This window comes from Moorella humiferrea (genome assembly GCF_039233145.1).
In the GTDB taxonomy this organism is placed as follows: domain Bacteria; phylum Bacillota; class DSM-521; order Neomoorellales; family Neomoorellaceae; genus Neomoorella; species Neomoorella humiferrea.
Genome location: NZ_CP136419.1, coordinates 2,544,535 through 2,557,186, shown reverse-complemented (window position 1 = coordinate 2,557,186; position 12,652 = coordinate 2,544,535). Strand labels below are relative to the sequence as shown.

11 protein-coding genes are annotated in these 12,652 nt (G+C 61.2%); all 11 read left to right on the top strand.

What is annotated here, in order from left to right; translation table 11 throughout:
• The first annotated feature begins 12 nt into the window (after positions 1-12).
• The 11 genes from atpG to MHFGQ_RS13105 all read left to right on the top strand — a co-directional run bounded on the left by atpG (position 13) and on the right by MHFGQ_RS13105 (position 12,625).
• Positions 13-864 (top strand): ATP synthase F1 subunit gamma, encoded by an 852-nt coding sequence (gene atpG / locus MHFGQ_RS13155; protein WP_106006268.1) that lies wholly within the window; start codon positions 13-15, stop codon positions 862-864.
• A 15-nt stretch (positions 865-879) separates the two neighbouring features.
• Entirely contained in the window at positions 880-2,268 is a 1,389-nt protein-coding gene (gene atpD, locus MHFGQ_RS13150; protein WP_106006267.1) for a F0F1 ATP synthase subunit beta, read from the top strand.
• Positions 2,269-2,673, top strand: a complete 405-nt coding sequence (locus MHFGQ_RS13145) for a F0F1 ATP synthase subunit epsilon (protein ID WP_106006266.1) — start codon at positions 2,269-2,271, stop codon at positions 2,671-2,673.
• Between the two features lie 71 nt (positions 2,674-2,744).
• Positions 2,745-3,566, top strand: a complete 822-nt coding sequence (locus MHFGQ_RS13140; protein ID WP_170066388.1) for a YwmB family TATA-box binding protein — start codon at positions 2,745-2,747, stop codon at positions 3,564-3,566.
• A gap of 58 nt (positions 3,567-3,624) precedes the next feature.
• Positions 3,625-4,881, top strand: a complete 1,257-nt coding sequence (murA, locus tag MHFGQ_RS13135) for a UDP-N-acetylglucosamine 1-carboxyvinyltransferase (protein ID WP_106006264.1) — start codon at positions 3,625-3,627, stop codon at positions 4,879-4,881.
• Positions 4,882-4,982: 101 nt separating this feature from the next.
• Entirely contained in the window at positions 4,983-5,960 is a 978-nt protein-coding gene (gene spoIID, locus MHFGQ_RS13130) for a stage II sporulation protein D (RefSeq protein WP_106006263.1), read from the top strand.
• A 54-nt stretch (positions 5,961-6,014) separates the two neighbouring features.
• The gene (locus MHFGQ_RS13125) at positions 6,015-6,728 is read left to right on the top strand and encodes a M23 family metallopeptidase (protein WP_106006262.1); all 714 of its coding nucleotides are present in this window, start codon (positions 6,015-6,017) and stop codon (positions 6,726-6,728) included.
• Between the two features lie 61 nt (positions 6,729-6,789).
• Positions 6,790-7,047: a sporulation transcriptional regulator SpoIIID gene (gene spoIIID / locus MHFGQ_RS13120; RefSeq protein ID WP_106006261.1), complete on the top strand. Its 258-nt coding sequence runs from the start codon at positions 6,790-6,792 to the stop codon at positions 7,045-7,047.
• A 75-nt stretch (positions 7,048-7,122) separates the two neighbouring features.
• On the top strand, positions 7,123-8,157 hold the full coding sequence (locus tag MHFGQ_RS13115; protein WP_106006260.1) for a rod shape-determining protein: 1,035 nt from the start codon (positions 7,123-7,125) through the stop codon (positions 8,155-8,157).
• Between the two features lie 170 nt (positions 8,158-8,327).
• Positions 8,328-9,506, top strand: coding sequence for an efflux RND transporter periplasmic adaptor subunit (locus tag MHFGQ_RS13110; protein ID WP_170066387.1), 1,179 nt, complete (start codon positions 8,328-8,330; stop codon positions 9,504-9,506).
• Positions 9,503-12,625 (top strand): efflux RND transporter permease subunit, encoded by a 3,123-nt coding sequence (locus MHFGQ_RS13105; protein ID WP_106006259.1) that lies wholly within the window; start codon positions 9,503-9,505, stop codon positions 12,623-12,625. The genes MHFGQ_RS13110 and MHFGQ_RS13105 overlap by 4 nt, the downstream gene beginning before the upstream one ends.
• Positions 12,626-12,652 lie beyond the last annotated feature (27 nt).

The following is a 12,652-nucleotide window of genomic DNA, read 5'->3' as shown; positions in this document are numbered from 1 at the left end:
TGGTGAGGCGTCATGCCCAGCATGCGTGACCTGAAGCGCCGTATCCGCAGCATCAGGAATACCCAGCACATCACCCGGGCCATGAAGATGGTGGCGGCAGCCAAACTGCGCAAGGCCCAGGCCCAGGTCACGGCAGCCCGGCCCTACACCGAGAAACTGGAAGAAGTCGTCGGCCGCCTTATGGGAAGTGTGGACCTTATGAGCCAGCCCCTGGCGGCACCCCGGGAGGTCAAAAAGGTCGGTTACGTGCTGATTACCGGCGACCGCGGTCTGGCTGGGGGATATAACGCCAACCTCATCCGTCTGGCCGAGGAACGCCTGCAGACGGAGACGCGCCCGGCGGCCCTGGTGGCCGTAGGCCGTAAGGGTCGGGACTATTTCCGCCGCCGTCAGGTGGAGATCGTGCGGTCCTTCACCGACATCGGCGACGAACCCGACATCACCCAAGCCCGCGAGCTGGCCCGCCAGCTGGTGGACCTTTATCTTGCAGGCACCCTGGACGAGATAAATCTCATTTACTCCCGTTTTTATTCCGCACTGCGCCAGGTGCCCCGCGTCGACCGCCTGTTACCCATTGCGGCCGACGACGCCAGGGGGGGCGGAGTTGAGGATTATATCTACGAACCGTCTCCCGCAGCGGTGTTGCAGAGTCTGTTGCCGCGCTACTGCGAGATCAAGGTCTACCGGGCCCTTCTGGAGGCCAAGGCCAGCGAGCACGGCGCCCGGATGACGGCTATGGACAACGCCACGGAAAACGCGGCCGAAATGATCGACAAATTAACCCTATCCTTCAACCGCGCTCGCCAGGCGGCCATTACCCGGGAGATCGTCGAGGTAGTGGCCGGGGCGGACGCCCTGAAGTAAAGGAGGGGATATGGATTGAACGAAGGACAGGTAGTACAGGTAATCGGCCCGGTAGTAGACGTAGAGTTCGCCAGCGACGAGCTACCCGACCTGTATAACGCCATTGTCATCAAGAACGACAGGCTCAATATCACCATGGAAGCCATGCAGCATCTGGGAAACAACACGGTGCGCTGCGTGGCCCTTTCCTCGACCGACGGCCTGCAGCGGGGGATGAAGGCCGTGGATACCGGCGCCCCCATCACCGTACCGGTGGGCCGGGCGACCCTGGGCCGGCTCTTTAACGTCCTGGGCGAGCCCATTGACAACCAGGGCCCGGTGGAGGCTACGGAACGCCTGCCCATTCACCGGCCAGCGCCCTCCTTCGAGGAACAGCAGCCGTCCACAGAGATTCTGGAGACGGGCATCAAGGTAGTCGACCTCCTGGCGCCTTACGCCAAAGGCGGAAAAATTGGCCTTTTCGGCGGCGCCGGCGTGGGCAAGACGGTGCTCATTATGGAACTCATCCGCAACATAGCCTACGAACACGGCGGTTTTTCCGTCTTTGCCGGTGTCGGCGAGCGCACCCGTGAAGGCAACGACCTCTACCTGGAAATGAAGGAATCTGGGGTTCTGGAAAAAACGGCCCTCGTATTCGGCCAGATGAACGAACCCCCGGGGGCCCGTCTGCGGGTGGGCCTTACAGGTCTGACCATGGCCGAGTATTTCCGGGACGCCGAAGGTCAGGACGTCCTCCTCTTCATCGACAACATCTTCCGCTTCGTCCAGGCCGGTTCCGAAGTGTCGGCCCTCCTGGGACGTATGCCCTCGGCCGTCGGCTACCAGCCCACCCTGGCCACGGAGATGGGCGCCCTGCAGGAGCGCATTACCTCCACCAAGAAGGGTTCCATCACCTCCGTTCAGGCCATATACGTGCCGGCCGACGACCTGACGGACCCGGCGCCGGCTACCACCTTCGCCCACCTGGACGCCACCACGGTGCTGTCCCGGCAGATAGCCGAGCTGGGCATCTATCCGGCCGTGGATCCCCTGGATTCCACCTCCCGCATCCTCGACCCCAGAATCGTGGGCGAGGAACACTACCAGGTGGCCCGGGGCGTGCAGCGCATCCTGCAGCGCTATAAAGAGCTCCAGGACATCATCGCCATCCTGGGCATGGATGAGCTCTCGGAAGAAGACAAGCTCATTGTGGCCCGGGCGCGCAAAATCCAGCGCTTCCTGTCCCAGCCCTTCCACGTGGCGGAAGCCTTCACCGGACAGCCCGGCGTATACGTGCCGTTAAAGGAAACCATTCGCGGCTTCAAGGAGATCCTGGAAGGGCGCCACGACAACTTGCCCGAACAGGCCTTCTATATGGTGGGCACCATTGATGAAGCCGTCAAGAAGGGGCAGGAGATGATGTAAATGCCCCTCCTGCAGCTGGAAGTTATAACTCCCGAAAGGCCGACGGTAAAAACGGAGGCAACGGAAGTCATCGCCCCGGGAATCCTGGGGTACCTGGGCATTCTGCCCGGCCACGCCCCTCTCATCACCCCCCTTAAACCCGGGGTGGTGACCTATCGCCGGCAGGACGGCGGCGAAGAGCGCCTGGCTGTGTCGGGCGGCTTCCTGGAAGTCGGGCCGGAGCACGTGGTCATCCTGGCCGACACGGCGGAAAGGGCGGCGGAGATCGACGTGGAACGGGCACGGCGGGCCAGGGAGCGGGCCGAAGAGCGCCTCAAAAACCGGCCCCCCGGACTGGATGTGGCCCGGGCCGAAGCCGCCCTGCAGCGGGCCACGGCGCGCCTCAAGGCCGCCGGCGCCCTTTAAAGAATAGTTTAATGCGACGGTCCCCCGGCAAGAATAGGTATGTACCTATTCTTGCAAGGGGGCCTTTTGCTTTGCGCTTTTATTTTAAACTCGGTCTGTTCATAATTTTCATCCTCGGTTTCCTCGGTGGACTGGGGTCAGCCCGCAGCCTCCCCAGACCGGCCCACAGGGAAGATTTAGCCCTGAAAAAAGCTACCGCTACGGCTGAAGAAGATCGGGTGCCCGGCCTTTTACTCGACGCCCTCCAGGCGGGCGGGGCCAGACTGGATACCGTGACCCTGGAAGCCTGGGCGGTAGTCAACGGGGCATTTGTAGACGCCGGTGCCCTTTACGAAATGGCCCGGCAGGCGGCGGCCGCCCTGGGAGTAGATGGTGATAAAGGCACGAACTTCACCGCCCAGGACGGAGAAGGTTTTCACGCCGTGTACTGGCAGGGGGAAGTGCAGCCGGGGACGGCCCTGTTCTTTTCCCTCCAGAGCCTATCAGGTTCGGGGGGTGAAGGAGAAACATACCTCCTTATAAACGTTTCCGGACGTCCCCGGGAGGGGGAGCGGGAGATCCACGCCTGGCTGGCAAAGATGCGGGCGGCCTTCAGCCCCTGGCAGGCCGAGCCCCGTCTGACTTACACCATGACGGGGTTCGTTCCCGGCAGGCTCGCGTCCACGGAAAGGGAGCGGCGCGCGGAGAATATCCTCAAAACCCTGGAGGCGCAGAAGGTGGAGGGGATAGAAGACGGTGAACTCCTTTCCGTAAGCGCCTACACCTCCAGGCTACCCGATTTTCTGGAAGTGGCCGGCCGGAAGGTAAACGTCAACGTGGCCCTGAGGTATCATGCCGTCGAAGGCAAAACATATATTTATTTAGGATGTCCCCTTTTAGGTGGCGAGTATTAACTTGTATATGCTATAATAAATTTTAAATAAGCTTTATCGCCAAAGGGGCCAAGGGAAATTGGAGGCTATCGTCATAAAAGGCCGTGCGCGCCTGGAAGGCCGGGTGGTCGTCAGCGGCGCCAAAAACGCCGTACTGCCCATCATCGCGGCCTGCCTGCTTACCGAAGATGAATGCTATCTGGAAGACATTCCCCGCCTAGCCGATGTGGACACCATGTGCGGGGTTATCGGCGAGTTGGGCGCCGAAGTATACCCTGAAGGGGTAAAAAATTTAAGGATAAAGGCCGCTTCTTTAGAGCGGGTGGAACCGCCCTATGAATTCGTCCGCCGCATGCGGGCGTCTTTTCTGGTTATGGGGCCGCTCTTGGCGCGCCTGGGCCGGGTGAAGGTATCCCTGCCCGGCGGCTGCGCCATAGGCGCCAGGCCCATCGATCTGCACCTTAAAGGTATGGCCGCCCTGGGCGCCTCCCTTAAGGTTAACAACGGTAATGTAGAGGCCGAGGCCGGCCGGTTGAAGGGCGCTTCTATTTATCTGGATTTTCCCAGCGTCGGGGCCACGGAAAATATTATGATGGCCGCCGCCCTGGCCGAGGGGACCACGGTGATAGAAAACGCCGCCGGCGAGCCGGAGATCGTCGACCTGGCCAACTTTATCAACGCCATGGGCGGCCGCGTCAGCGGCGCCGGCACCAGGGTCATTAAAATCGAGGGTGTTAGGGAACTCCACGGCGCCCGCCACGCCGTGATCCCCGACCGCGTCGAGGCCGGTACCTTCATGATTGCCGCGGCCGCCACCGGCGGCGACGTTTTGCTGGAAAACGTCATTCCCACCCACCTGAAGGCCGTCATGGCCAAGCTGGCCGAGGCGGGAGCCGAGCTCTGCGAAGAAGACGGCGGCATCAGGGTGCGGTCGCAGCTGCCCTTAAAGGCGGTAGATATTAAGACCATGCCCTATCCCGGCTTTCCCACCGACATGCAGGCCCAGTTCATGGCCCTCCTTGCCACCGCCAGGGGCAGCAGCGTAGTGACCGAGACGGTATTTGAAAACCGCTTCATGCACGTCAATGAACTGAAACGCATGGGGGCCGACATTATTATTGAGGGCCATTGCGCCGTGGTCAAGGGCAAGGAAAAACTCACCGGCGCGCCGGTTAAGGCTACCGATTTACGGGCCGGCGCCGCCCTGGTCATTGCCGGCCTCACAGCCGAAGGGGAGACGACGATTTCCTGCGTCCACCACATCGACCGGGGCTACGAAGATCTGGTGGGCAAACTCCGGGCCCTGGGAGCAGATATAACACGGAAAGATAGATGAGGCCGACCGCCCTTTAGAGGGCGGTCTTTTTTTGGTCAAGCCCTCATATACATGGACAGTAGGGGTGGACAAATCCCGTAAACCCGCCGGAGGGAGAGCATATGCGTAAACTGCTGGGGATTTTCATCATCTTTATTTTTGCGGCCGTGATCATCCTGCCGGCCGTCATCATCGAGGGGCTCAGCCTTTTCCGGCCGCCGGTGCAGGTCCAGGAAGGACGGCAGCTGGTAAGGGTTTACTTTCACCAGACCGGCACCGTACAGATCCTTCCCCTGGAGCAGTATATAGCCGGGGTGGTGGCCGGGGAGATGCCGGCCGAATTTGCCGTGGAAGCCCTTAAAGCCCAGGCCGTGGCCGCGCGGACCTATACCCTGAAAAAAATAGAGGAAGCCAGAGTTAAACCCGACGAACTCCATCCCCATGCCGACATCTGCACCGATCCCGCCCACTGCCAGGCCTATGCTGATGATGACGTTCTAAGGCGGCGCTGGGGCCTTTTCAATTACTGGCGCTATAAAAATAAAATCCAGGAGGCCGTACGGGCCACCCAGGGAATGGTCCTCACCTACCAGGGCAAGCTCATCGATCCCGTGTACCACGCCAACGGCGGTGGCCGGACCGAAAGGGCGGCGGACGTCTGGGGCCGGGACCTGCCCTACCTCCAGAGCGTGCCTTCCCCTTGGGATAAAGACGCGCCGCGCTACCAGTCCACTGTGGCCATGACTTTGGAGGATCTGGACCGCAGGCTCGGCGTAAGCTTAACCGCCGTGCCGGCGGCATCTTTATCGCCTGGCGGCGGCGCCATTAAGGTTCTGGAAAGGACGGCAACCGGTCGCGTCAAGACTATAAAAATCGGCGGCAAAACCTTTGCCGCCACCGAACTGCGGCGTCTCCTGGGCCTGCCGTCGACGGACTTCACCTGGCAGGTTCAGGGTGATAACCTTATCTTCACCGTAACCGGCTACGGCCACGGCGTGGGCATGAGCCAGTACGGTGCCAACGGCATGGCCCGGGAAGGCAAAAACTTTGCCGAGATTCTTGCCTATTACTACCGCGGCACCAGGATTGAAAACCGATAACAGGTATAAAAAACCAAAAATGGGGCAGAATCCAAGCTGAGGTGATGAAACCCTATGCTGAAGATTCTGGCCTCATGGAAAAAACTATTATCATTGCAGGGGCTGGCGCGGGCTTTAAGGCGTCGCGGCGTTTACCTTTTGTTGCTGGCCCTTGTCTTCGGCGGCAGCTACTACTTGGTGACCAACGACGCCGTCTTCAAGAAGCACGCCGTGGAAACCTTTACCCCCGGCGGGCAGGTGGCGCTTCCGGGGGAGGCGCCGGCTCCTAAAGAAATCCCGGCGGGCTCCACCACCGTGCCGCCGGAACTCCAGGGACAAATGGGGGTCCACGCCGCCCCGGCAACGACGGCGGAAGGGGATCAATCCCGGGACCTTCCCGACCTCGCCTTGCCCGTCACGGGGAAACTCACCAAAGGTTACGGTTTTAGTTACGCCCCGGCCTTCGGCGACTACCGCTTCCACAGCGGGGTAGATATCGAGGCGCCGGCGGGCAGCGAGGTTAGGGCCGCTGCCGCCGGAGTGGTCAGGCAGGTGGAACACAGTGACGCCTGGCGCTACCGGTTGACGGTCGACCTGGACAACGGCTACCAGCTCGTCTACGCCCATTTGAACAGCATCAAGGTAGCCAAGGGCGATAAGATCCAGGCCGGCGCCGTCCTCGGGGAAGTGGGCGAACCGGGTACGGCCGAAGCGGGTACGCCACCGCACCTGCATCTGGAACTGCTAAAAAACGGCAGCGCCCTTGATCCCGTTTCCGCCCTGCAGTAAGTTCTTTTTTCGGCAGCCTGCCAATAAAATTATAGCGGAATTGAAAATGGGAGGCTGCCCCATGCAGGACTACATCCAGGAGAGGGTATTGAAAATAGCCGCCTACATTGTGGAGTACAAGTGTACCGTCCGCAGGGCGGCTACTGTTTTTAATGTTAGTAAAAGCACCGTGCACAAAGACGTGACTGAGCGCCTGCCGCGCCTCGACCAAAAACTGGCACGGGAAGTCAGAGAAGTCCTCAACGCCAACAAGGCCGAGCGGCACCTGCGGGGCGGGGAAGCTACGCGAAAAAAATACAAAGAAAACCAGGTTTCTTAAATAAACGAAAGGAATCTTTTCCTCTCCTGGAGAATAATTAAGCCGATTGCCATGGGAGAGGAAGGGAGAAGCTTAATGTTCCGCCTGAGCTTTCAGGACATCGGCATCGATTTGGGGACAGCCACAGTTCTGGTGTACGTGCACGGTAAAGGCATCGTCCTCAGGGAGCCGTCGGTAGTGGCCATCAATCGGGAAAGCGGCCAGATATTTGCCGTGGGTGAAGAAGCCCGGCGCATGCTGGGACGCACCCCGGGCAGCATCGTCGCCCTGCGGCCCTTAAGGGACGGAGTGATAGCCGATTACGACAGCACCGAAAAGATGCTGCGTTATTTTATTGAAAAGGCCTGCGGCCGCCAGGGGTTATTACGGCCGCGGGTAATGGTCTGCATCCCCACGGGGGTTACCAGCGTAGAGGAGCGGGCGGTGCGCCAGGCGGCCCTTCAGGCCGGGGCCAGGCAGGCTTTCGTCATCGAAGAGCCCCTGGCGGCGGCCCTGGGCGCCGGTCTGGACATATCCGAACCCAGCGGTTCCATGGTGGTGGACATCGGCGGCGGTACCACCGACATCGCCGTCCTTTCCCTGGGGGGTATCGTCTGCAGCACCTCCATCAGGGTAGCGGGTGACAAGTTCGATGAAGCCATCGTCCGCTACATACGCCGCGAACACAATTTGATGATCGGCGAGCGTAGCGCCGAAGAACTGAAAATCCGCATCGGCACGGCCCATCTAGCTTCCAAGGTGGAGGAAAAGGCCATGGACGTCCGCGGTCGCGATTTGGTGACGGGCCTGCCCAAAACGGTAAAAATAACGGCCGAGGAGATTTACACCGCCATCCAGGAGCCATTGCAGCAGATCGTCGGTGCGGTCAAGGAAGTTTTAGAAAAGACCCCGCCGGAGCTGGCCGCCGATCTGGTGAACAAAGGTATTGTCATGACCGGCGGGGGTAGCCTTCTCCACGGCATAGACATGCTCATCAGCGAAGAAACGGGGCTGCCGGTTCACGTGGCCGAAGACCCAGTTTCCTGCGTGGCACTGGGAACGGGCAAGGCCCTGACCATGCTCGATGCGCTGGGGCGGGACGGCGGTATAAAGGCGATCCGGCGCGGCTAAAAACGCCGGGTAAAAAGACAGGGGCAGGTAACAGGCTCATACCTGCCTTAATTTTTTGCCGATGTCTGAGATTGCCGACTACCATGAGGATGCTGTATAATGGAAAAAGTGACCGACCGTCCGGTCGGAATTGAAAAGGAGAAAATTGCAGAGGAGAGGGGAACAGGGCAGTGAACAGGGGACGGAGAAAGGCGTTTTTTTGCATCATCGCGGCCGTCATGCTGGCCGCCATCCTCGGGGGATGCGGCAGCAAAAAGCAGGCCGGCGCGACGGCAGTTCCGCCGGTGGCGGTGGAGCTGGCGCAGGTCAAGCGAGGCAGCATCGCCCAAATGGTAAGGGTAACGGGCATCGTCCGGGCCGGGACCACGGTCCAGGTGATGGCTGCCGCCACAGGCAAGGTAAAGGCCGTTTATGTAAACGTCGGTGATAAAGTAAGCCAGGGCCAGGTAATAGCCGAACTGGACAACGCCGTCCAAGCGGCGAGTCTGGAGCAGGCCCAGGCGACCCTGGAGCAGGCGCAGCTGGGCCTGGAGCAGGCCGGGGCCGCCCTGAAGCAGGCCGAAGCCCAGGCGGCCATGGACGCGGCCAACCTGCAGCGCATCCAGACCCTCTACGATCAGGGGGCCGCTTCGCGGCAGCAGCTGGACGCCGCTAACTTGGCAGCCACCGTCAGCCGGGAGAATCTGGCCGCCGCCCGCGCTTCCATGGAGGCCGCCCGTGCCCGGATTGCCGCCGCCGAGGCGGGGGTGCGCCAGGCCCAGACAGCCCTGGATAATACATATGTGAAGGCGCCCGTCGACGGCGAGGTGGCGGCGCGTCTGGTGGAACCTGGGGCCCTGGCCCAGGGGCCCCTGGTCACCCTGGTAACTACCGGCAGTCTGCAGGTGGAGATCGGCGTCACCGAAGAAGACGTCAACTACCTTAAACCCGGCGGGGAAGTAAACGTGGAAATCCCGGCGGTGGACGGGAAGCTCCAAGGCCGTGTGGCAAGTGTAGGTCCGGCGGCCGAAGAAGCTTCGCGCGTCTTCAAAGTGAAGATCGATCTTCCCGATCCCCCTGCAGGGGTTAAGCCGGGAATGACCGCCACGGTTACCTACACCACCAGGCGGGTTGACAATGCCCTTCTCGTTCCCAAAAACGCCGTCGTCAAAAGGGGCACCCAGGACGTGGTCTATACCGTCGTTGACGGTAAAGCAGTAGGCCGTCCCGTCACCACAGGTGTTGCCGGCGACGAAAAGGTGGAGATAGTTAAAGGCCTGACCGCCGGAGACAGCATTATCGTCAAAGGACAAGACTTCATCAGCGAAGGCCAGCCGGTAGAAGTGGTGAACGGGGGTGCCAAGGAATGAACTGGCTTGAGGCCCTGGTCAAACGCCCGGTGGCCGTAACCGTGGCCGTCATCGTGGCCCTCCTCCTGGGGAGCATGGCCCTTGCGCGCCTGAGCATCGATCTTTTGCCCAACTTAAATCTTCCCTATGCCGCGGTGATCACTTCTTACCAGGGGGCAGGGCCGGAAGAAATTGAAAAGGCGGTGACCAGGCCCCTGGAAGACGTACTGGGCACGGTCCAGGGCGTTAAAAACATACTGTCGTACAGCATGTCCGGCACTTCCATCGTCCTCCTGGAGTTCGAATGGGGCCAGGATATGGATTTCGCGGCCCTCAACATGCGGGAAAAGGTGGACCAGGTGGAGCGCTTCCTGCCGGATGCCGCCGAGAAGCCGACGGTCGTCAAATTCGACCCCAACATGATGCCGGTGATGACCCTGGCCCTCTATGGTGACATGGACGAGGAACGTCTGAAAGACCTGGCCGAGAACACTGTTAAAGGCCGCCTTGAACGCTTGAACGGCGTGGCCGCCGTTAACATCACCGGGGGGCTGGAGCGGGAGATCCAGGTGCTGGTCGATCCGGCCCGGCTGCAACTTTACGGCCTTTCCATCAGCCAGGTGGTGCAGGCCCTGCAGTCCGAAAACAACACCTTTTCCGCCGGCAAGGTGGCGGACGCCGGCAAGGACGTCCTGGTCCGCGTGAACGGCGAGTTTCAGGACCTGGAAGAGATTCGCCGGATATCCATCTCGACCCCCTCTGGGCCCGTGCGCCTGGGGGATATAGCCGAAGTGCGTGACTACCATGCCGAGCGGCAGCAATATGCCCTGTACAACGGCCGCCCGGCCGTCGGCATTTCCATCCAGAAGCAGACCAGCGGCAACACGGTGCAAATCGCCCATGCCGTCAAACAGGCCGTCCAGGAGCTGCAGAAGGAACTGCCCCCGGGGGTGACCCTCACTCCCGTGGTCGACCAATCTCAATATATTGAGAGGGCCATCGGCGGCGTCTACCGGGATATGTTCCTCGGCGGTCTCTTAGCCATGCTCATCATTTTCATTTTCTTACGCCATTTGCGCGCCACCCTGGTCATCGGCCTGACCATTCCTATTTCGGTAATTACGACCTTCGTCCTGGTCTATTTCGGCAAGATGACTTTAAACATGATGACCCTGGGCGGCCTTTCCCTGGGCATAGGGCGCATGGTCGACGACGCCATCGTCGTCTTCGACAACATCTACCGCCACCGCCAGGAAGGAAGGGACCCCTTTACGGCGGCGGTGGCGGGCACCCGCCAGGTCCTGACGGCCGTGGTGGCCTCCACCCTGACCACCGTATCCGTCTTCCTGCCCATTGCCTTCGTCGAAGGCATGGCCAAGCAGATTTTCGGCCCCCTGGCCCTGACGGTAGCCTTTTCCCTCATGGCCTCCCTGGCCGTTTCCATGACCGTTACGCCCACGGTGGCGGCCCGCCTGTTGGCCGGCGATCTACCCCCCGAACCTGTGGAGGCCCGCAGCTTCTGGCACGGCTTGGTTAACGGTCTGTGGATGGTGCGCTTGAGCGGCGCCTACAGCCGCTTTTTACGCTGGGCCCTGAGGCACCGCAAGCTGACGGTGGCGGCGGTGGCGACTGTGTTCATCGCCAGCTTGGCCCTGGTGCCGGCCGTCGGGGTGGAATTCCTGCCGGCTACCGACGAAGGAACAGTCACCGTCACCATTGAACTGCCGAAGGGCACCGGCCTGGAAACCACCGCCGCGGTGGCTGACGAGGTAGCAAACATCGTCCGGCAGCAGCCGGAGGTTCAGAGCATCTACCAGCAGATCGGTAGCTCCGGAGGTACGCATACCTTTATGAGCGGCGAGACGCCGGAGGCGGCCAGCCTTAATATCAACCTTGTGCCCCTGGAGCAGCGCCGCCGCAGTGCCGCCGAGGTGGCGGAGGCAATCCGCGTTCAGACCAGTAAAATTGCCGGCGCCAAAATAAACGTGACCGCCACCTCCAGCTTCGGCGGTTCCATGAGCGGGGCCCCCATCCAGGTGGATATTCATGGATCTGACCTCGAGCGGCTGAAAGAGCTGGCCGAAAAGGGACAGCAGCTGGTGGCCGCCGTACCCGGAACCGCGGGCGTGGAAAACAGTATCAGCAAAGGGCGGCCCCAGGTGGAAATCATCGTCGACAGGGAAAGGGCCGCCCTGTACCGGCTGGGGGCCGGACAGATAGGCGCCGCGGTAGCCACGGCCGTCGGCGGCACGGTGGCCACCCGCTACCGCACCGGTGGTGAAGAGTATGACGTCCGCGTCTCCCTGCCAGAAGGCCTGCGTCACAGCATCGCCGATCTGGAAAACCTGACGGTCCTGTCACCCCTGGGAGTACAGGTGCCCATAAAGGCCGTTGCCGATTTGAAGCTGGACACCACCCCCAGCACCATCTACCGCTACAACCAGGACCGGGTGGCCAGCATCACAGCCAATTTGAACGGCACGCGGCCACTGGCGGCGGTGTTAAAAGACGTGCAGGCCCAGATGGCCCAGCTCCAGCTGCCGCCCGGCTACAGCGTCGACTACACCGGCCAAACGGAAATGATGAACGAAACCTTCGGCCAGCTAGGGTTGGCCCTCATTATGGCCGTGGTCCTGGTATATCTGGTCATGGCGGCCCAGTTCGAATCCTTCTTCCATCCCTTCATCATCATGTTTTCCATTCCCGTATCCCTGACGGGGGTGGTGGCCGCCCTTATGTTTACGGGCAGGACCTTTAACGTCGTCGCCTTTATCGGCGTCATCATGCTGGCCGGCATCGTCCTTTCCAACGCCATCATCCTCGTCGACTACATCAACGTCCTGCGGCGGGAAGGAATGCCGCGGGAAGAAGCCATCCTGGCGGCCGGCCGCACCCGCCTGCGGCCCATCCTCATGACGGCCCTGACCACTGTCCTGGCCATGCTGCCCCTGGCCGCCGGCATCGGCGAAGGGGCGGAAATGGAAGCCGGCCTGGCCACCGCCGTCGTGGGCGGTTTGCTCGCTTCAACGGTGCTGACTCTCATCCTGGTGCCGGTCCTTTACACTATTTTTGAGGACCTCGGCCGGGGACTAAAGCATCTTTTCGGTTCCCCGGGGCGCCGGCGGGGGGTAGAGGTGTAGGAGATATGGCAACAATGGACAGAGGGG